15 protein-coding genes are annotated in these 19,632 nt (G+C 71.2%); 8 read left to right on the forward strand and 7 right to left on the reverse strand.

The features are described 5' to 3' along the window. Window positions 1–21 precede the first annotated feature (21 nt). The 4 genes from POL25_RS18415 to POL25_RS18430 all read left to right on the forward strand — a co-directional run bounded on the left by POL25_RS18415 (window position 22) and on the right by POL25_RS18430 (window position 3,609). On the forward strand, window positions 22–351 hold the full coding sequence (locus POL25_RS18415) for an ArsR/SmtB family transcription factor (RefSeq protein ID WP_272087392.1): 330 nt from the start codon (window positions 22–24) through the stop codon (window positions 349–351). Further along, window positions 348–788 (forward strand): SRPBCC family protein, encoded by a 441-nt coding sequence (locus POL25_RS18420; protein ID WP_272087393.1) that lies wholly within the window; start codon window positions 348–350, stop codon window positions 786–788. Before POL25_RS18415 ends, POL25_RS18420 begins: the two co-directional genes overlap by 4 nt. 158 nt (window positions 789–946) lie before the next feature. Further along, complete coding sequence (locus tag POL25_RS18425) at window positions 947–1,165, forward strand: hypothetical protein (RefSeq protein WP_272087394.1); 219 nt, start codon at window positions 947–949, stop codon at window positions 1,163–1,165. Window positions 1,166–1,224: 59 nt separating this feature from the next. Then, window positions 1,225–3,609, forward strand: a complete 2,385-nt coding sequence (locus tag POL25_RS18430) for an ATP-binding cassette domain-containing protein (protein WP_272087395.1) — start codon at window positions 1,225–1,227, stop codon at window positions 3,607–3,609. A 99-nt stretch (window positions 3,610–3,708) separates the two neighbouring features. Here the strand turns inward: POL25_RS18430 and POL25_RS18435 are convergent, their stop codons facing one another. The 3 genes from POL25_RS18435 to POL25_RS18445 form a co-directional block, all read right to left on the reverse strand. Further along, the gene (locus tag POL25_RS18435) at window positions 3,709–5,565 is read right to left on the reverse strand and encodes a hypothetical protein (protein WP_272087396.1); all 1,857 of its coding nucleotides are present in this window, start codon (window positions 5,563–5,565) and stop codon (window positions 3,709–3,711) included. Between the two features lie 35 nt (window positions 5,566–5,600). Further along, window positions 5,601–7,064, reverse strand: a complete 1,464-nt coding sequence (locus POL25_RS18440) for a hypothetical protein (protein WP_272087397.1) — start codon at window positions 7,062–7,064, stop codon at window positions 5,601–5,603. A 63-nt stretch (window positions 7,065–7,127) separates the two neighbouring features. After that, on the reverse strand, window positions 7,128–7,874 hold the full coding sequence (locus POL25_RS18445; RefSeq protein WP_272087398.1) for a hypothetical protein: 747 nt from the start codon (window positions 7,872–7,874) through the stop codon (window positions 7,128–7,130). A 569-nt stretch (window positions 7,875–8,443) separates the two neighbouring features. Between POL25_RS18445 and POL25_RS18450 the strand changes: the two genes are divergently transcribed. Further along, window positions 8,444–8,845, forward strand: a complete 402-nt coding sequence (locus POL25_RS18450; RefSeq protein ID WP_272087399.1) for a BlaI/MecI/CopY family transcriptional regulator — start codon at window positions 8,444–8,446, stop codon at window positions 8,843–8,845. Then, entirely contained in the window at window positions 8,838–11,036 is a 2,199-nt protein-coding gene (locus tag POL25_RS18455) for a M56 family metallopeptidase (RefSeq protein ID WP_272087400.1), read from the forward strand. The genes POL25_RS18450 and POL25_RS18455 overlap by 8 nt, the downstream gene beginning before the upstream one ends. Before the next feature lie 191 nt (window positions 11,037–11,227). On the opposite strand, the gene POL25_RS18460 is transcribed toward POL25_RS18455, so the two are convergent. Beyond that, on the reverse strand, window positions 11,228–11,782 hold the full coding sequence (locus tag POL25_RS18460) for a YceI family protein (protein WP_272087401.1): 555 nt from the start codon (window positions 11,780–11,782) through the stop codon (window positions 11,228–11,230). Window positions 11,783–12,381: 599 nt separating this feature from the next. Between POL25_RS18460 and POL25_RS18465 the strand changes: the two genes are divergently transcribed. Further along, entirely contained in the window at window positions 12,382–14,805 is a 2,424-nt protein-coding gene (locus POL25_RS18465) for a sensor histidine kinase (RefSeq protein ID WP_272087402.1), read from the forward strand. 52 nt (window positions 14,806–14,857) lie between these two features. Further along, on the forward strand, window positions 14,858–16,003 hold the full coding sequence (locus tag POL25_RS18470; RefSeq protein ID WP_272087403.1) for an alpha/beta fold hydrolase: 1,146 nt from the start codon (window positions 14,858–14,860) through the stop codon (window positions 16,001–16,003). A gap of 129 nt (window positions 16,004–16,132) precedes the next feature. Here the strand turns inward: POL25_RS18470 and POL25_RS18475 are convergent, their stop codons facing one another. From POL25_RS18475 to POL25_RS18485, 3 genes are all read right to left on the reverse strand, one after another. Further along, window positions 16,133–17,110 (reverse strand): terpene synthase family protein, encoded by a 978-nt coding sequence (locus tag POL25_RS18475; protein ID WP_272087405.1) that lies wholly within the window; start codon window positions 17,108–17,110, stop codon window positions 16,133–16,135. Between the two features lie 387 nt (window positions 17,111–17,497). Further along, window positions 17,498–18,631, reverse strand: a complete 1,134-nt coding sequence (locus POL25_RS18480; RefSeq protein WP_272087406.1) for a mechanosensitive ion channel family protein — start codon at window positions 18,629–18,631, stop codon at window positions 17,498–17,500. Then, the gene (locus POL25_RS18485) at window positions 18,628–19,593 is read right to left on the reverse strand and encodes a prepilin peptidase (protein WP_272087407.1); all 966 of its coding nucleotides are present in this window, start codon (window positions 19,591–19,593) and stop codon (window positions 18,628–18,630) included. The genes POL25_RS18480 and POL25_RS18485 overlap by 4 nt, the downstream gene beginning before the upstream one ends. Window positions 19,594–19,632 lie beyond the last annotated feature (39 nt).

Here is a 19,632-nt window from a genome sequence, read left to right on the forward strand (position 1 = left end):
GCATTGGCTTATGAGTTGGACATGCAGAGCGCGGCCGTGCTCGAGGACAGGGTTTTCCAGGCGCTGGCGGATCCCAGCCGTCGGGCCATCTTCGAGTCGCTCACGCGGGGCGAGGCGGCGGTGAAGGACCTCACCGCGCGCTTCGACATCTCGCAGCCCGCGGTGTCGCAGCACCTCGCCACGTTGAAGGACGCCGGCCTGGTCAACGGCCGGCGCGAGGGGCGTTGCGTCTACTACCGGGTCGAGCCGCGCGGCATGAAGCCTCTCATCGACTGGATCGAACACTACCGTGCCTTCTGGACGGAGCACGTCGATCGCCTCGATCAACTCCTCAAGAGGATGGAGCCATGAGTCTCACCGACAAGACCGAAGCATCGCAGACGGAAGCCCTCACCTTCGAATTCGACCTGGCGCACCCGCCCGAGAAGGTGTGGCGCGCGCTCACCGACCCGGAGCTGCTCGCGGAGTGGCTCTTGCCCGTGACCGGGTTCCGGCTCGCGCCGGGGGCGGCGTTCACGTTCAAGACACAGGCCTATCCCGGCTGGGACGGCACCGTGAACTGCCGGCTCGTCGAGATCGAGGCCCAGCGCAAGATCAGCTACACGTGGAGCGTCCCGTTCCTCGACACCGTCGTGACCTTCACGATCACGCCGACGACCGCGGGGACGCGGCTGTCGCTGGTGCAGTCGGGCTTCAAGTCGGACCAGAAGCAGGAATTCGGCGGCGCCCGCTACGGCTGGAAGATGATGGGCGGCAGGCTCGTCGAGCTGCTCGACAAGATCGCGTGAGCCGTCCGCGGCTCGCATCGATGACATGATCAAGGTCGGGCGTGGGGGCCACGATGTTCGTGGTCCACGCGTCCCGTGCCCATGTACTGGGGTCGATCGGCGAGGCGCTCGGGTCCTCGTCGTGACTCCGCTTCACGCGTGTTCACAAGGAGGTTGCAATGCGAACGAACAACTGGATTCGGCAGACCCATCGCTGGCTGTCGATCGCCTTCACGGTGGCTGTGCTCGTCAACATCATCGCCATGGGCGTCGGCTCGCAGGCGGTCTGGATCGGCCTCGTGGCCCTGTTTCCGTTGATCCTGCTGATGATCAGCGGGCTCTACCTGTTTGTGCTGCCGTACCTCGCCAAGGGACGCGGCGCCGCGGCTCGCGGGTGACCTGCGAAGTCAATCCGCACTTGACACTCCCCTGAGACTCGACGTTCATGAGCGCGAACATGCCCGCATCCAATCGACACGCCGCCGATAGCCATGACTGGATCCGGGTCCAGGGGGCCCGCGAGAACAACCTCAAGGACGTGAGCGTCGAGATCCCCAAGCGACGGCTGACCGTGTTCACCGGCGTGTCGGGCTCGGGCAAGTCGTCGCTGGTGTTCGGCACCATCGCCGCGGAGTCGCAGCGGCTCATCAACGAGACCTACAGCGCCTTTTTGCAGGGGTTCATGGGGTCGCAGTCGCGGCCCGAGGTCGACGTGCTCGAGGGGCTGACGACGGCGATCATCGTCGACCAGGAGCGCATGGGCGCCAACTCCCGCTCGACCGTCGGCACGGCGACCGACGCCAACGCGATGCTGCGGGTGCTGTTCAGCCGGCTCGGCAAGCCGCACATCGGCTCGTCGAACGCGTTTTCGTTCAACGTGCCGTCGATGCGGGCGGTCGGCGAGATCACGGTCGACAAGCCCGGGGCCAAGGCCGAAAAGAAGGTCTTCAGCGTCAACGGCGGCATGTGCCCGCGCTGCGAGGGCATGGGCTCGGTCAACGACATCGACCTGTCCCAGCTCTACGACGAGAGCAAGTCGCTCAACCAAGGGGCGCTGACGATCCCCGGCTACAACGTCGACGGCTGGCACGTGCGCATCTTCGGCGCCTCGGGCTTCCTCGACCCCGACAAGCCGATCCGCAAGTACACCAAGCAGGAGCGCCACGATTTCCTCTACAAGGAGCCGACCAAGGTCAAGATCGAGAAGATGAACCTCACCTACGAGGGCCTCATCCCGCGGATCCAGAAGTCGTTTTTGACCAAGGACGTCGACGCGATGCAGCCGCACATCCGCGCGTTCGTCGAGCGCGCGGTGACCTTCAGCGCCTGCCCGGACTGCGGCGGCTCGCGTCTCAACGAGGCGGCGCGGTCGTCGAAGATCAAGGGCGTCAACATCGCCGACGCCTGCTCGATGCAGATCAGCGATCTGGCGGCGTGGGTGCGCGGCCTGGAGGCGCCGTCGGTCGCGCCGCTGCTGGCGTCGCTGCGGCACACGCTCGACTCGTTCGTGGAGATCGGGCTCGGCTACCTCAGCCTCGACCGCCCGGCGGGCACGCTGTCGGGCGGCGAGGCGCAGCGCACCAAGATGATCCGTCACCTCGGATCGTCGCTCACCGACGTGACCTACGTGTTCGACGAGCCGACGGTCGGGCTGCACCCGCACGACATCCAGCGGATGAACGGGCTGCTGCTGCGGCTGCGCGACAAGGGCAACACGGTGCTGGTGGTCGAGCACAAGCCGGAAGCGATCGCTATCGCCGATCACGTGGTCGACCTCGGCCCGGGCGCCGGCACGGCGGGCGGCGAGGTGGTGTTCGAGGGCACGCTCGAGGAGCTGCGGGCCAGCGGTACGCTCACCGGCCGGCACCTGAGCGATCGCGCGGCGCTCAAGCCGGCGGTGCGCAAGCCGAAGGGCGCGCTGAAGGTGCGCGGGGCTCGTTCGCACAACCTGAAGGACGTCGACGTCGACATCCCGCTCGGCGTGCTGGTGGTAGTGACCGGGGTGGCCGGCTCGGGCAAGAGCTCGCTCATCCACGGCTCGGTCAGCGGCAAGGAAGGGGTGGTGTCGGTCGATCAAGCGCCGATTCACGGCTCGCGCCGCAGCAACCCGGCGACCTACACCGATCTGCTCGAGCCGATCCGCAAGGCGTTCGCCAAGGCCAACGGGGTCAAGCCGGCGCTGTTCAGCGCCAACTCCGAGGGCGCGTGCCCGACCTGCAACGGCGCCGGGGTGATCTACACCGATCTGGGGATGATGGCCGGGGTGTCGACGGTGTGTCAGGACTGCGAGGGCAAGCGGTTCCAGGCGTCGGTGCTCGACTACAAATTCGGCGGGCTCAACATCGCCGAGGTGCTCGATCTGCCGGTCGACGCGGCGGTGAATTTCTTTGGCACCGGCAAGGCGAAGACGCCGGCGGCGCACGCGATCCTGCAGCGCATGGCGGATGTCGGGCTCGGCTATCTGCGGCTCGGCCAGCCGCTGACGACGCTGTCGGGCGGCGAGCGTCAGCGGCTCAAGCTGGCGACGCACATGGGCGCCGAGGGCGGGGTCTACGTGCTCGACGAGCCGACCACCGGGCTGCACCTGGCGGACCTCGAGCAATTGCTGAAGCTGCTCGATCGATTGGTCGACGCGGGCAAGTCGGTGATCGTGATCGAGCACCATCAGGCCGTGATGGCCCACGCGGACTGGATCATCGATCTCGGGCCGGGCGCGGGCCACGAGGGCGGCAAGATCGTGTTCGAGGGGACGCCGGCCGCGCTGGTGGCGGCGAAGTCGACGCTGACCGGCAAGCACCTGGCGGAGTTCGTGAGCACGCCGAAGGCGTCGCGCGCTCGCTGAGCTCGGAGGCGAGTGAGCGTCCCTGGACGCTCACCGCGTGAGGCCGCGGCTCGCCGCGGAGTCGCGGATTGCCGGCGCTCCGTGGGCGCCCGCGGCTGCTCACGAGGGGTGCGTGGTCGAGGCTGGGGGAGCGTCGCGGAGGCGGGCCGGGAGGCCGACGCGCCAGAGGCTCGCCTGCAAATGCCAGCGCGCGCCCCCGTCGAGCTCCTGGGCGTCGAGGAAGGCGGTGATACGCGCGGGACCCAGCTCGGTGCAGCGCTTGACGGCTTGCTCGTGCTCGCGGGCTCGCTTGCGATCGGCCCACGGTTCGAGATCGTCGGCGCGGTGCAACATCGCCAGCCACAGCCGCGGGAGGGCCGCGGCGGGCAGTGACTCACTGCTGCGCTCGAGGGAGCGGCGGGCTGCGTCCGCGAGCTCGCGCGCGGCGTCGATGCGGCTCGCGGGCGCCCCCTCGAGGACGGGCAGTTGGTCGAGCCACTCGAGCGTCGCAACCACGCCGAAGGCGAGGTGGAAGGTCGGCGAGGCGAGGACCGGCGATTCGGCGAGCGCGCGGCCGAACGCGAGGATGATGCGAGGCTCGCGGGTGCGCTCCAGCAGGTCGAAGAGGTGCTCGCAAGCGAGATCGCGGACGGGGGCGCGGGGCGTCGCGCGGAGGGTCGCCATGGCCGCGTCGGCCCGCTTGCGGACGGCCGCGCGGCGTTTGGCCTCGCCGTCGTCGCGGTGGACGCTGGCGGCGAACAGCAGATCGACGGCCGCGTCGGCCGTGTCGCCGCGGGCCAGCGCGACGGCGGCCCGGCGTTCGGCGAGCTCGCGCGCGAGGTCGAGGAACCACCAGTCGCGCTTCTGCTTGCGGGCCGCGGCGAGCAATTGCTCGAGCTCCGCCGCGAGCCCGCCGGCGCCCTGCGGGGCGAGCTCGGCGAGGATCGCCGGCACCTCGGGTTGCTCGCCGGCGATCAGCGATCCGACGACCGCCGCCGCGTCGACGGTCGGCAGGGCGCGGAACTCGTCCCGCGTCCACACGCGCAATTCGCCGGCGTCGCCCTCGCAGAGCAGCGTGCCGCCGGCCGCGAGCGCGACGCGAGCCGCGGGCTTCGGCAACTGACGCGCGACCCGGCGACCCTGCGCGTCGACGACCTCGACGAGCTGTGACCGGGCGCGCACGGCCGCCCAGCCGTTGGCGGCGAAGCAGGCGTGCTGCGGCGCGAACGGGACGGACAGCCAGGTGATCGCGGGGGTGCGGCCGCCGAGGCGCACGAGCGCCAGCGCGTCGGCGGTGCCGAGGAGCAGCTCGCGCTCGCGGACGGCGAAGATCCGCGGCGCGACCAGGCGCTTGTCATCGAAGCGGACCTCGGCGCCGCGATCGGGGCGCAGGAGCGCCTCCCCGGTCGCGCCGAAGATCACCAGCGCGCCGTCGACGAGGGCCAGCGCCGCGGCGGTGACATCGAGCGGGAGCTCGCGCGCGCCGGCAGGCGTGACCTCGAACAGCCGCGAGCCGGAGGCAGCCCTTCGTCGCGCGCCGCGAGGCTTCCGCTCGTCCGCCGCCGGGCTGACGCAGGCGAGGACGCGGGGCGCGGTGGCGTCGACGGCGAGCGCGACGAGCTCGGGCAAGCCGGCCTCGTCATCCCACTCCAGCGGGAGCGCGCCGCGGAGCTCCAGCTCGCCTGCGGGCCCGAAGCGCTCGATCCAGAGCTGCTGCTCGTCCCAGTACACGATCGCAAACGAGCGGCCGTCGGCGGCGTGGGCGAGCGCGAGGACCTCGCCGTGATAGGTGTCGCCGTCGCGCACGACGCGGCGGCGCCAGCGATCGCCGTCGCGTCGGTGATGCACGACGTCGCCGCCGCGGTGGTGCGGCACGAAGGCGTGGACGGCGACCAGTGATTCGCCGACCGGCAGCAGGTCGAGCAGCGCAGGGCTGCGGACGCCCGAGCGGAGGATGGTTCGGGGGCGAGTGGGCATGCGACCTCGCCATTGTATGGCGCGAGGCCGTCCGGTCAGTCGAGTCGGCCGTGCCAGATCGATCGGTCGCCGACCTGGTACTGGCCGCACACCGCGAACTCGAGCGCGCCGGCCTGGCCCTGCTGATAGGTTGGAGATTCGACGTAGATGGCCGAGGGCGCGGCGAAGCCGGGGCCGGGGCTGGCGACCTCGAGGACCTCGGCGTCCGCCCACGCGACCGGGCCGCCCGGCGCGGGGGCCCGCAACAGCTCGACGCCCTGGCCACTGAGGCTGCCGCGGATCAGCCACAGGGGAGCGCCGGCCGGCCGGGCGAAGCGGGCGCGGTAGGTGTCGGCGAACACGTGCAGCGGGGAGGTGTGGGTGTCCCAGGCGGCGCCGGCGGGGCGGTGGTAGTAGGCGACGACGTCGTCGAAGTAGGCCAGCACGTGGGTGTCGCCGGCCGGATCGTGGAACAGATCGGCGCCGCTCTGGACCTGGGCGGCTGGATCGGGTGGCTCCAAGGACATGTACTTCGGGACCTGTCCCATGGTGACATCGGCGACCACCGCGGCGTAGCTGCCGTCGGGGTAGTTGCCGGTGAAGGTCTGGCCGACCAGCGCCAATTCGCCGCCGGGCGTGGCCATGGCGTGCACGTAGCCGAGGTCGTTGGCGCCGCCGAGATCGACCTGGACCGGGCCGTTCCAGCCGCCGCCGTAATTGTACGTGTAGATCCATTGACCGGGCCCGCCGCCCGCGCCGACGACGGTAAACCACACGACCCGCGCGCCCGGGCCGAGCACCGCGGCGCCGACGTAATTGGAGGAGGGCGGGGTGGTGTAGACATTGCCGCTGACGAGCACCGCGTTGCAGGCCCGCAGCGCCGGATCGGCGGTGTCCAGATAGCACTCCTCGAGGAACTGCTGCTGAATGTTGACGCCGTAGGTGTAGAGCATCGAGCCGACGAGGATGCTGGCGGCGTTCTGCTGCACGCCGTCGGTGTGCGGCTGCTCGGCGACGAGGCTCCACGCGGGTTCGTCGGGGCCGCGGCGGAAGTAGCGGATGGTGCGGTTGTGAAGCACGTCCTCGCCGGCGTCGACGTGGAACCACAGGCTGCCGTCGGGCGCGCGCATGAGGCCGCGCAGGTGCGGGCCCCAGCCGCCGTGCATCTCGACGTAGGCGCGGTTGTCGTCGGTGATGAGCGTCAGCGCGACGTTCGGCGGCGGCTCGGTCCCGGTGGTGCTCGTTGTTGAAGTGTCGGTGGTGGCAGTGCCCGTGGTGGTTGCATCGGGCCCGTCGCTGGTGGTGGTGGGAGCCGCGGTGGTGGTCGTGCTGGTCGTCGTCGTGGTGTCGGCGCTGGTGCTGGGCGGAGCGGTCGCGGTGGTGGTCGTGGTCGTCGGTGTGTCGGTGGTGCCCGCGTCGCCGGCGGGGCAGGCGGTGAGCCCCACGGCGAGGCATGCACCTGCGGCCAGGCCGGCGAGGGTTTCACGAGGGGGGCGCAGGCCAGCCGCGGCGAGGGTCATGGCGCCATGGTGACGCGTCGCCGGGCGCGAGGGCGCGCCCGGCGACATGCGAAAAAACCGGCGTCAGAAGCCGCAGCAGCGAGCGGCCTCGGCGAGCACCGCGTCGCCCGTGGCGCACACGTCCTCGGAGGCGCACTCACCGAGCTCCACGCCGCCCTCGAGGCAGGTGCAGGTCGAGCCGTCGCAGATCATCTGCCGCAGCGGCGCATCCATGCACTCGATCTGCAACTCGCACGCGTCGTCGCTGGTGGACATGCTCTGCGAGCATTCGTCCCCGGCGCAGACGTCGGTCACGGCGGCCTCCTGCTCGCTGCACGGCCCGCCTTGCTCGATCGAGCCCAGCAGATCTTCGCAGCCGAGGGCGGTGAAGCAGCCGAGGACTTCGAGGTTGGCCTGCTTGCAAGCGCCGGCGAGGCCGATCTGGTTGTCGGCGCAGCCTTCGATGCAGCCGGCGAGGTCGGGCTGAAAGCCGCACGCCTCCCACCGCTCGCAGTAGGCCTGGCAGGCGCTCAGGGCGTCGGGATCGACCTCGCCGGTGGTGGTGTCGGGCCCGGTGGTGGCGTCGCCGGTGGTGGCGTCGCCGGTGGTGGTGTCACCGGTGGTGCCGTCGCCGGTAGTCTCGCCGTCCTCGGTGGTCGAGGTGGTGGGCGCTTCGGTGGTGGTGGGCGCGGTCTCGGTCGTGGAAGACGCCGCGTCGGTGGTCGATGCTTCGGCGGTCGCGTCGGTGGTCTCCGGGGCGTCGTCGTCGTCGCCGCACGCGCCGGTGAAGAGGAGCAGGGCGAGGGTGGATACGTAGGATCGTGAGGTCATGATAATTCCAGGCGGTGCCGCGATTCGCGGGGCCATCGGGCCCCCGTCGCTGCGCCGCACGGGAGTAGCTGCGTCGGTAGCGACGAAGGATCACGGCGGTGATGCGGAGCGGCCGTTCGCAGCCGCACGTCGAAAGCGTGGGCGAACGAGCCGAGCCAGTGAAACCAATCGGGCCGGGTCGAGGGCGGCGAAAGGTTTCGCGCGGAGGTCGAAGTTTGCCGCTCGCTCGCGTTCGTGGACGGGTCGAGCGGTCGAGAGCGCGAGCTCGACGAAGGTGAGCCGACGATGTCGAGGTAGCGGCATGTCCACGAGGACATGTCTAAAAAGAAATGTGCTTAGGAGCATGTCGATGAAGACATGTCGAATGGGACATACTGGTGCGTTCGTCCGTGCGGCGATCCGGCATTAAAGGAGGGATGCCGGAGGGCTGCGCTGGATGCGCGTCGACAGCGCGACCTGCCCGAAAGAGCAGGTCGGAGCGTAACCGCCCACCTGCTCTGGAAGGCCGCGAGGGGCCACAGATTCTCGCTTGACGCCTTACTACACCTGTAGTACTACGCTTGTCGTTCATGGGTGAGGACCACCAGCTCAGCGACTCGCAGCTCGGCCTGCTGCGGATCTTGTGGGGCCGCGGCGAGGCGACGGCGCTCGAGGTGCACGCCGTTCTGGCCGAGGGGGACCTCGGGCTCGCGCCGACCACCGTGTCGACGATGCTGTCGCGGCTGGAGAAGAAGGGGCTCCTCGCCCACCGAACGGAGGGCCGGCAATTCATCTATCGCGCGCTCGTCTGCGAGGCGGATGTGCGGCGGTCGATGCTCGGTCGGGTCACTGATTTTTTCTTCGGCGGGGACGTGCCATTGCTGGTCAGTCACCTCGTCGAGGGCCGCGGCGTCGATCCGGACGACCTCGCGCGCCTGCAACAATGTTTGGCGGAACGATCCGGTGAAGCTGAGGAACACGACGATGCTTGACCTTGCGATCGATCCTGCCGGCCTCGCCGGTCTCGCCGCGCCTGCGGCTCACAAGACGGTGAGCTGGCTCGGCACCTACTTCGTCCACAGCACCGTGATGATCGGCGGCGTGTGGGCGTTCAGCCGCTTTTTGCCGCTCGACGCGCTGACCCGCAGCTTGCTGTGGAAGATGTCGCTGGTCGGCGGGCTGTTCACGGCGACGCTGCAGACCGGGCTCGGGGTCGAGCCGATGTTCGGCCGCGTCAACGTGGCTACCAACGAGGCGCCGACCACGGCCCCGCCGATGATCGCCGCGCCGCCGCCCCCGCTCGTGGAGGAGCCAGCGACGCTGCTGCTGCCGTTCACGCGCGCGTGCGTCGGTTGTGAGTCGCACCTGGTGGTGATCAGCGACGACGACATGACGGCGGTGTTCGCCGCGCCGCCGCTGTTCGTCGACGTGCCGGGGTGGGCGGTCGCGCCGCCGCAGCCGCCGATGGCCGCGCCGGCGCCGCTCCAGATGGCGACCGCGGGGCCGGTCGGGGGCGTGAGCGCGGCGGTGTGGGCGTTCGCGGGGCTGTTCGTGTTCGGGGCTGCGGCCTCGCTCGGGCGGGTCGGGCTGTCGTTCCGTCGCATGCGTCGCGGGCTCGCCGACCGGCGGGTGCTGGGCTCGGGTCCGCTGCGCGAGCGGCTGACGCGGCTCCTGGCCTCCGCGCGGGCCCCGGGCGCGAGCGTGCAGCTCAGCATGTCGGACGTGATCACCTCGCCGATCGCCATGGCGGGCCGCGAGATCGTGGTGCCGGAGCAGGCGCGCGAGCTGGCGCCGCGGCAACAGGAGGCGATGTTGGCCCACGAGCTGGCCCACGTGCTGCGCCGCGATCCGGCGTGGCAGATGCTGGCGGCGGTGGTCGAGGCGGTGCTGTTCTTCCAGCCGCTCAATCGCGTGGCCCGCCGCGGGATGCAGGAGGCGGCCGAGGAGCTGTGCGACGACTGGGCGGTGCGCCACACCGGCTCGGAGGTGCACCTGGCGCGCTGCCTGGCCGAGGTCGCGGCGTGGCCTGGTCATCGGGACATGTCGACGTTCGCCAGCCCGATGGCGGGGCACGCGTCACAGCTGGCGCGGCGGGTGCAGCGGCTGCTGCACGTGCACCTGCGCGACCGCGGGCAGTGGGCCCGCCGCTGGCGCGTGGGCCTGGCGGCGGCGCTGCTGATGATGGTGACGTTCGGCGCGCCGGGGCTGTCGATCGCGGCGACGACCGGGCCGCACGAGCCGCAGGAGTGGCCGACGGCGCCCGACAACGGGCCGGCGCCGCAGCCTTCGCTGGCGTTCGTGCACGTGCCCGAGTCGCCGGTCGTGGTCGTGCGCACGCCCCACGATCACGCGGTGCACGGGCACGAGGTCATCGTCGTCCAGCAGTCGCAGGAGCTGACGCGCAAGCAGAAGCGACTGCTGCGCCGCGCCGAGCGTCACGCCAAGAAGGCGGCCAAGCTGCGGGCCAAGAGCGGGTACTACGCGGCGCCGGCGGTGTACGTGCCGGTGTCGCACGTCTCGCACGTCTCGCACGTCTCGCACGTCTCGCACGTGGCACCGCCGACGCCGCCGACGCCGCCCAGGCCGCCGACGCCGCCGACGCCGCCGACGCCGCCGAGCTTCAAGGTGGTGATCGGGCACGACCACGACGACTGCGACGACGACGATCACGACGTGATGGCGCTGGCGGTGCCGCACGTGGCGGTGCATCCGGGGGCGTTCCACGTCTCGGGCTTCGACGAGGAGGCGCTGGCGGCCCATGCCGAGGCGCTGGCCGCCCAGGTCGACGCGCAGCTCCAGGGCCTCGACGAACAGATCGAGCGCGAGCTGGCCGGGGTCGATTTCGAGAAGATCGCGGCGGACGTCCAGCGCGGGGTCGCAGCCTCGCTCCAGGGAGTCCAGCGGGCGCGCGAGCAGGCGGATCGGGCCCGCGAGCAGGCGGACCGGGCGCGCGAGCAGGGCGAGCGGGCGCGCGAGCGGGGCGAGCGAGCGCGTGAGCGGGCCGAGCGGGCGCGCGAGCGGGCCGAGCAGCACTCCGACCGGGATCGCCGGCGGGGCGAGGCGGCCAGGGCCGCCGGCGCGGCCGTGCGCAGCGCGGTCGACGAGGCGCTGCGCGACGGGGTGATCGACGCCGAGGAGCAGCGCAAGATCAGCGAGGCGGCCCGCAAGGCCCGCGCGAAGTGATCTCGTAAGGTGTCGGAAGGGACATGCTCGTGAGAGCATGTCCCTTTATTTATGGTCGAAGGGGCATGCCCGATGGGGCAGCCTTCGCGGACTGTCGCAATGTGGCGGCGCTCCGGAGGCCGTCGAGCGCGGCGGCCCCGGCGAATCCCGGCCGGACTTTCGCCGCGGGGCGTCCGCTCACGCGGGCGCGGTCACGGAGACTTCCAGGTGCACGGATCGGGCGTGGCCTCGCCGCCGGCGTCCGGGTCGGCGGGCAGGTCGAGGGCGACGACCAGGCGGTCCTGCAGCTTGATCGCGCCGGCCAGCGCCTTGTAGGGCGCGATGCCCCACTGCGAGGGCACGAGGGTGAACTCGGCGTGCAGGCGATCGCCTTCGACGCGGACGGGGGCGCGGACCGGGACGGTCTTGCCGAGCATGACCAGCCGGCCGTCCAGGACCCCGCCCGGGGTGAGCGCGCCGGCGAAGCTGACCTCCGGGTGCTGCGCCGTCAGCAAGATCTCGTCGGTGATGTTGCGCTGGATCTTGGCCTTGTCGCTGGCGCCGAGGCCCTCGACGTCGACCCGGCCGTCCTTGCCGACGACGCCGTCGACCTTCAGCGAGGCCGGCCAGAAGCGACCGCTGAGCGCGGTGCCATCGCGGCGGATCTCGAAGCGCCCCAGCGACAGCCGCAGATCGTGGGCGAGCCGCGCGAGCAGGCCGTCCTTGAACGTGAACACCGTGATCTGGGCCGGTTCTGGCGTGCTCATCGAAATCCCCTGTCCGTGGCTCGGTCGCCGACGGGGGCCGGCGAGCGTGTGGCCGAAGGCTAGCACAGCCCGGGCGGGGCGCGACCGTCGGGCCGGTCGTCGGCGGCGCGAGGCGTCGAGGGTCGGGGCGGGTACGGGGCTCATCCGTGGCTCGCAGGGGACCGCGCGATCGGGATGCTTCATGGGACATGTAGAGAGGCATGTTTGATAGGACATGTCTTTAAGGGCATGTCTTTGGAGGCGTCGAATAATGTCCTTAAGGACATGTTCCGAAGGTCACGCTCGCGCGGCGGTACGACCCGCGACGATCGCCTCGGGGACGCGCGGGCCTCGACGCGGCCGGGGTGCCGGCGCGGCAGGTCCTGCGGGGTCTCCATGCGCGCGAAACGATCACGACCGCCGATGTGGACGCGGCGCGTGACGCGTCCGCGGATGGGTCGCGTCGTGCTCCAGATTTGGGCGCCGCCGTTGGGATCCCGCGTACGGTGAATCCGGTGCACGCGGCTTCATCGGGCCTGCTCCGAGCCTGCGGGCGGCAGCGGTCGGAGCGCTGGCCACGCCGGGGGTCATCGTCGACGGATCGTGATACGTAGGGGCACTTGTCCGTCCGCCCGCCACTGCTGCTCCGACAGCACGTCTGGCGCGCCTTTTTGCGGGTCGCGCTGCTCCCGTTGTTGCTCGTCGAGATCGCGCTGATCGCCGTCTACTTGCTGGCGAACGGCGCGGGCACCCGCGAGAACCTGGCGGCGGTGCGCGAGATCGCCGACGCCGAGCTGGCGCGAATCGCCGCGTACAAGGCCTCGATCATCGACGGGCAGCTGGCCGGCGTGCGGCAGATGGCGACGCTCTACGCCCGCCAGACGCGAGAGGCGCTGACGCGGCCGTACGCGCTGACGCCCGAGCAGCGCGCGAGCCTCAGGACCTCGCCGGACGGCGCGCTTTACAGCGAGACGGGGGCGCCGGGCAGCTCGGTCTACTACAGCGCGGTGACGTCGATCGGTCCGGCCGAGCTCGACAAGGTCGCGCGCACGGCCCAGCTCGAGCCGGTGATGCGCGACATCCTGGCGAGCAATCCGCTGATCGTCCAGCTGTACTTCAACGCGTTCGACTCGCTGAACCGGATCTTGCCGGGGGTCGACAGCCTGGCGCAGTACGGGACGCGCATGGACATCCCCTCGTACAATTTTTATTACGAGGCGGACGCGCGTCACAACCCCGGGCGCGAGGCGGTGTGGACCGACGCGTACGTCGATCCGGCGGGGCAGGGCTGGATGGTCTCGTGCATCGCCCCGGTGTACCGAGACGAGTTCCTCGAGGGCGTGGTCGGCCTCGACATCACGACCAAGACGATCATCGGGGAGGTGCTCGAGCTGCAGCTGCCGTGGAGCGGCTACGGCGTGCTGGTCGGCAAGGACGGCTCGCTGCTGGCGTTGCCGCCGGCGGGCGAGGCCGACTGGGGCCTGCACGAGCTGACCGAGCACTCGTACACCGAGATCATCAGCCAGGACACGTTCAAGCCCGACGACTTCAACCTGTTCAAGCGGCCCGACCTCGCGCCGCTGGCGGGCGAGGTCCGCGGCGCGCGGCAGGGCGTGGCCGCGGTCGAGCTGCACGGCCCGCACGTGGTCGCCTGGGCGACGGTGGCGCAGACCGGCTGGACGCTGCTGATCGTCGCGCCCGAGCGTGACATCTACGCCCAGGTCACCAGCCTCGGCGACCGCTTGTTCCGCATCGGCGGCTGGATGGTCTGCGGCCTCATCGCGTTCTATTGCGGGTTTTTGTGGTTCATCGCCCGCCGCGCGCGCCAGATCTCCGCCGAGGTCGTCACCCCGCTGCTCGCCATCGACGGCCTGGTGCGGCGGATCGGCGCCGGCGAGTACGTGGTCGAGCCGCCGCCGATCGTGATCGCCGAACTCGACGCCAGCGCCCACGCGGTGGCCGAGATGGGCCGCCAGCTCGGCGCCGCCTATCACGAGGCCGAGGTCGCGCGCGACGGGGCGCAGCGGGCCTCGCAGCTCAAGTCGGAGTTCCTGGCGACGATGAGCCACGAGCTGCGTACGCCGCTCAACATCGTCATCGGCATGAACGAGCTGCTGCGCGAGGACGTGGCCGATCCGGAGCTGTGCCGCTACACCGAGGCGATCGACAGCGCCGGCCGCGACTTGCTGCGGATCGTCGAGGACATCCTCGACCTGTCGCGCATCGAGGCCGGGCAGATCGAGCTGGCGACCGCGACCTTCGACCCGGCGGGGCTCGTCGAGTCGGTGGTCACCCTGTTCACGCCGCAGGCGCGGGCGCGCGGGCTGCACCTGGCGGTGGTCGTCGAGCCGGCGCTGCCGGCCGCGATCGTCGGCGACCCGGGGCGCATGCGGCAGGTGCTTTTCAACCTGGTCGGCAACGCCATCAAGTTCACGCCGCGCGGCGACGTGGTGGTGCGGGCGCGGCGGAGCGACGCGCGGCTGCGCGTCGAGGTCGAAGACACCGGCATCGGAATCCCCGAGCAGGCGCGCGAGCGGATGTTCCAGCTGTTCACGCAGGTCGACGGCTCATACGCGCGCCGTCACGGCGGCACTGGCCTCGGCCTCAGCGTGTGCAAGCGGCTGGTCGAGCTGATGGGCGGCGCGATCGGCTATCAGAGCGAGGCGGGCGAGGGCTCGCTGTTCTGGTTCGAGCTGCCGCTGGTCGAGCAGGCGCCGGCGGCCGAGATCTCGCCGTTCGCGGGCCTGCAGGCGCGGATCGTCGGCGCGAGGACGCCGTCGCGTGACGCCCTGGTGGCGACGCTGCGCAACCTCGGCCTCGCGGTCGAGCGCGCGAGCGACCCCGCGATCGCGGGCGAGGGCCGCGGCGTGGTGTGGATCCTCGAGGGTGACGCCGAGGCGCCGGCGCACGCCGTGGCGATCGCCATCGCCGACGGTGCGCCGCCCTGCGGCTTCGTGGCCGCGCTCGCCGAGCCCTTCACGCGCGAGGCCGTGCGCGTCGCGCTGGCCACGGCCGTGCGGACCCTTCCGTCACCCGCGGCCTGAATCTCGCCGCCGTTGCCAGCGCCGCGGTCATGGCCTATGACCGGGCGTGCGCATGCTTTGTCGGATCCGTCATTCGTCGTTGTGGGCAGCGCTGGCCGTCGCCGCCCCCGGTTGCTTCCTGCTGGACGGTGAAGCGAGCCCCGTCGAGCACACCCTCGCGCTCTCGACCGGCATCGACCTGGCCTACCACGAGCTCGGCGATCCCGACGGCGACGCGGTCATCTTCCTCCACGGGTACACCGACACCTCGCGCTCGTTCATGCCGACGGCGCTGGCGCTGCATGAGCTCGACGACGACTATCGCCTGTACGTGCTCGACCAGCGCGGCCACGGCGGCTCGTCGATGCCGCCGGCGTCAGCGTGCGCGGCCGCGCCGGAGCAGTGCTTCGCGCCGGCCGAGCTCGCCGCCGACGTGATCGCGTTCATGGACGCCAAGGGCATCGCCCGCGCCTCGATCGTCGGCCACTCGATGGGCAGCTTCGTGGCCCAGGAGCTGGGCCTGTCGCACCCGCAGCGGGTCGACAAGCTGGTCCTGATCGGCACCGCGGCGGGCGTGGCCGGCAACGTGGTGCTGCAGGACTACGTGCTCGCCGATCCGGTCGAGGGCGCGTGGAAGGCCGGCTTCGAGGCCCAGGGCCTGCAGTTCCCGGAGGACGTGTACGAGCTCGATCCGCTCGACGCCGAGGCCGACGCGCAGGCGTGGATCGAGGGCGCGTGGGTGGTCGACCCGGCGGCCGACCCGGCGTTCCTGGCCGCGATCGCGGCGGAGACGGCGGCGACGCGCATGGGCACGTGGATCGGCGCGGCCCGGGCGCTGCTGCAGACCGACAACACCACCCGCCTGCACGACCTGAGCGTGCCGACGCTGATCCTGTGGGCCACCCAGGACGGCTTCTTCCCCGACGACCCCGACCAGCAGGCGCTGCGCGCCGCCCTCGACGTCGCGGTCGACGCCTGCAAGCTCGAGTACTGGTTCAAGCAGTACGGCAAGCGCCCGCTCGCGCCCGACGGGGTGCAGGTCGACGACCTCGGCCACAACACGCAGTGGGCCGCGCCCGCCGAGGTGGCCCGCGACCTCAGGGCCTACCTCGACACCGGCAAGCCGACGAAGGACTGGTACTACTCGGCCGACGGCGATCCGCAGGACATCGTCACCCAGAAGAAGGCCGCGCCGCTGATCCACGGCAAGTGCGAGTGACTCGCGGGCGCCTGGCGCGCTCGCTCATGAAACCGAGATGTCCGAAAGGACATGTTTGATGAGGCATGTCGCTTCGAGCATGGCTCTTCGGACATGCCTGAACAGGCATGTCCGAAAGCCCAGGCGGCCTCAGACGTACTCGATCTCGATCGCCAGGTCCGGGCCCGCGGGCAGGCGGGTCACGCGGCAGTCGTACGGGTACGTCGCGTGCCAGCGGGCGAACCCGTGGCACAGCGTCTGGACCGCGCGCAGCCAGCGGGTCACCGCCTCGACGCGGGGGAACTCGGCGCGCAGCAGCTGCGACGCGCCGGTCAGGCCACACAGGCTCTCGTCGTGCAGCGCCTCGACCTCGGCGGCGGCGGCGGCCGGGCTCAGGCCCTCGTTGTAGAGCATGCAGCCGAGCAGGTTGGGGCGGTGCGAGGCCAGGTCCTCGGCCACGCCGACCAGGTCGTCCTGGACGGCGACCAGGCGGGCGGCGTAGCGGCGGACCGCGGCGTGGGCCGGGTGGCTGCGGACCGCCAGCGGCAGCGGACAGTCGCCGACGTACTCGAGGAAATCGATGGCCGGGGCCACGCCGACGCTGGCGACCCGGATCGGCAGCAGGTCCTGGCGCGCCGGGTAGGCCGCGTCGGCCTCGAGCTTGGCGCGCCAGTGCGCCTCGCAGCGGCCCGCGTCGAGCCAGTCGGCGAAGTCCTCGGCCAGCCGGCCGCACCAGGCCGGGCCCATCGCCGTGCGGCAGCGCCGGGCCACCTCCCACCACGCGCGCAGAGCCGCCGGGGTGCTCGTCGGCAGGTCGTCGCTGCCGCGCACCGCCGCCAGCAGCTCGGCCTCGGGGAAGCCGACCTCCTCGCCGAGGAGAGCCCAGAAGGTCAAAAATCGCAGGGCCGTGGCGGCGCGCTGCGGGTCGGCGGCGAGCGTCGGCCAGCCGCCGAGGCGGGCGACCGCGAGGCCGCGGAAGCCGGAGCCGCCGAGCAGACGCGGGCCCGGGCTCAGGAGCTCTTGCAGGCCGAGGTCGCCGGGTGAAAACCAAGGCAACGGATAACGCAGCGTCACCTCGATCGCCAGCTCGGCCGTCATCCGTGATCGATCGTCGCTTGGGAACTTCATGCTGGGAGGAGGTGGGGAGGGAGGGTCCGCCCCGACGCCCGAGACCGGCGCCCTCGGGCCCGGAGCGCCGGCGAATTGTCCTCGGCTGGATCGATGGCCAGGACGTGGTCGAACCCGTGCGAGTCCGGGTCACGACACGAGAAATGCTCCCGGTCGTCCAGTGAGCGACACCACCGGGCCTTTCGGATCACGGCGATCACGGGTCCGCGAGGCGGAGACGTTGGGAAGCCAATTTGTCGCTCCAAGCCCCCATTTAGGGGCTTTGCGTGCATTCTGTCGCGAAGGCGAGACGACGCAAGTTTTTCGACCGGACGTCGTGTCGCAGATCAGACCGAGGTTCACGGTCGCCGCGGACGGCTGTCCTCCGGGCGAGGACTGAGCGGCCGATCAGGGCGCCGACAGAGGCCCGGCGGACGTCGTCGAGGTGTCGGCCGTCGCGGAGGGTACGTGGACCACCCGCTGTGGCAGCGGGATCACGAGGCCCTCGCGGCGCAGGCGGATCAGCAGGCGCTTGACCATGGCGGTGGTCAGCGGGTTGCGGTCGACGAAGTTCTGGATCGGCACGAACAGGCGGACCTCGAGCGACCACTCGCCGACGCGCAGGCGCATGGCCGGGGCCACCTCGCGCAGGCCGGGCAGGACCTCGCGGGCCTTCCGGACCTCGTCGAGCAGGATCGCCTCGAGCGCCTCGGGGTCGACGTCGAGGCCGACGCGGAACGGGACCTCGATCCACATGGTCGGGTCCGGCCGGCTGAAGTTGGTCATCATCGCCTCGCCGAGGCGCTTGTTGGGGATGAAGATCAGCAGGTCGTCGAGCGTGCGCAGGGTCGTGGTGCGCCAGCCGATGTCGGCGACGAAGCCCTCCATCTTGGCGTCGACGCTGATGAAGTCGCCGACCCGGATCTGCCGCGAGGCGGTCAGGTTGACGCCCGCGAACACGTTGGCGAGCGTGTCCTGGAAGGCCAGCGCGACCGCGAGGCCGCCGACCCCGAGGGCCGTCAGGGCCGGGAACACCGACACGCCGAACAGGCCGAGGATCGCGCCGCCGCCGAGCAGCAGCAGCACCGAGTTGATGATGTACTTGATGAGGGTCGTGCCGCCGCCGGCCGGCGATTGATTGCGGCCGACGACCTCGGACACGATCCGCATCAGCGTCAGCGTCACCGACAGGGCCAGCAGCGCGAACGTGACCTTCTCGCCGAAGGCGATCGAGCGGGCCTTCCACGGCATGTCGGGCAGCGCCGAGAGCAGGCCGCCGAGCAGCGCCCACAGCAGAGCCCGGTCGCGCAGGCGCGCCGTGATGATGTCGTCGATGACCCACTCGTTCTTGGCGCTGGCGCGGACCAGCAGCGGCAAGACGATGAACCGCAGCAGGAGTCCGAGCAGCAGCGCGAACGTCAGCTCGGCCGCGACGTCGGCGTAGCCGCGCGCAGCCTTGGGCAAGATCTCGAGCGCGACCCATTGCAGCTGCGGCAACGGGAAGATCGCGTCGTCCATCGGGGCGGTCAGAAATTCGATCACGGCGAAACGAGCGCGGCCCACAGGCCTTCGATGTGCTCGCGGAGGAACATATACTCGAAGGCCGCGAGCGCCAGGAAGGGCCCGAACGGGACGCGCGCCCCGAGCACGCCGTCGTCCGGGTCTTCGTCGCCGAGCTCGGGGTCGTCGCCGTGGACCTCGGCGAGCGCGGTGTTGGCCACGCCCCGCCCGAGCAGCAGCATCGGCACGGCGACGAGGAGGCCCTGGATCGCCCCGGCCGCGAGGGTCCACATCAGCCCGCGCGCGCCGGCGAAGGCGCCGACCATGCACAGCAGCTTGCCGTCGCCGAGCCCGAGCGCCTCGATGCCGCGGAAGCGCAGGTAGACCCAGCGCAGCCCGGCGATCAGCAAGTAACCGCACGCGGCCGCGAGGCCCGCCTCGAGGATGCCGACGCCGAGCGTGGCCGGGCTGGCCGCGGCGACCACCAGGCCGAGGCCGGCGATCGGCAGCACGACCTCGTCGGGGATGATCCACACGTCGAGGTCGGTGTACGTGGCGATCAGCAGGCCGAGGCCGAAGCAGAACCACAGCAGCCACGCGAGCAGGCCGGGTGGGCCGCCCTGGACCATCGGCCGCAGCACGAACTGCAGGTAGAGCGTGAAGCTGAGCACGCCGCCGAGCAGCTCGACGACGAGGTAGCGCAGGGCGAACGGCTCGCCGCAGCGGCGGCAGCGCCCGCGCAGCAACAGGTACGAGAGGATCGGGATGTTGTCGTACCAGGCGATCGGGTGCTCGCACGCGGGGCAGGCCGAGCCCGGACGGACGACCGACAGTCCGCGCGGCAGGCGCCAGATCGCCACGTTGGCGAAGCTGCCCCACAGCGAACCGAAGAGAAACGCCAACCACGGCGCCCAGGGGGCCATCAGGGCCTGCACCAGGACCGGATGGGTCTCGACCAATTCGAGGGTCTCCGGGCCCTGGAACATCAGCAGCGGCTCGAGCATCGGGTGGCCCGGATCCTACGCGATCCGGCCCGCGCTTGT

The sequence above is a fragment of the Nannocystis bainbridge genome (genome assembly GCF_028368995.1).
Taxonomy (GTDB): Bacteria; Myxococcota_A; Polyangia; order Nannocystales; family Nannocystaceae; genus Nannocystis; species Nannocystis bainbridge.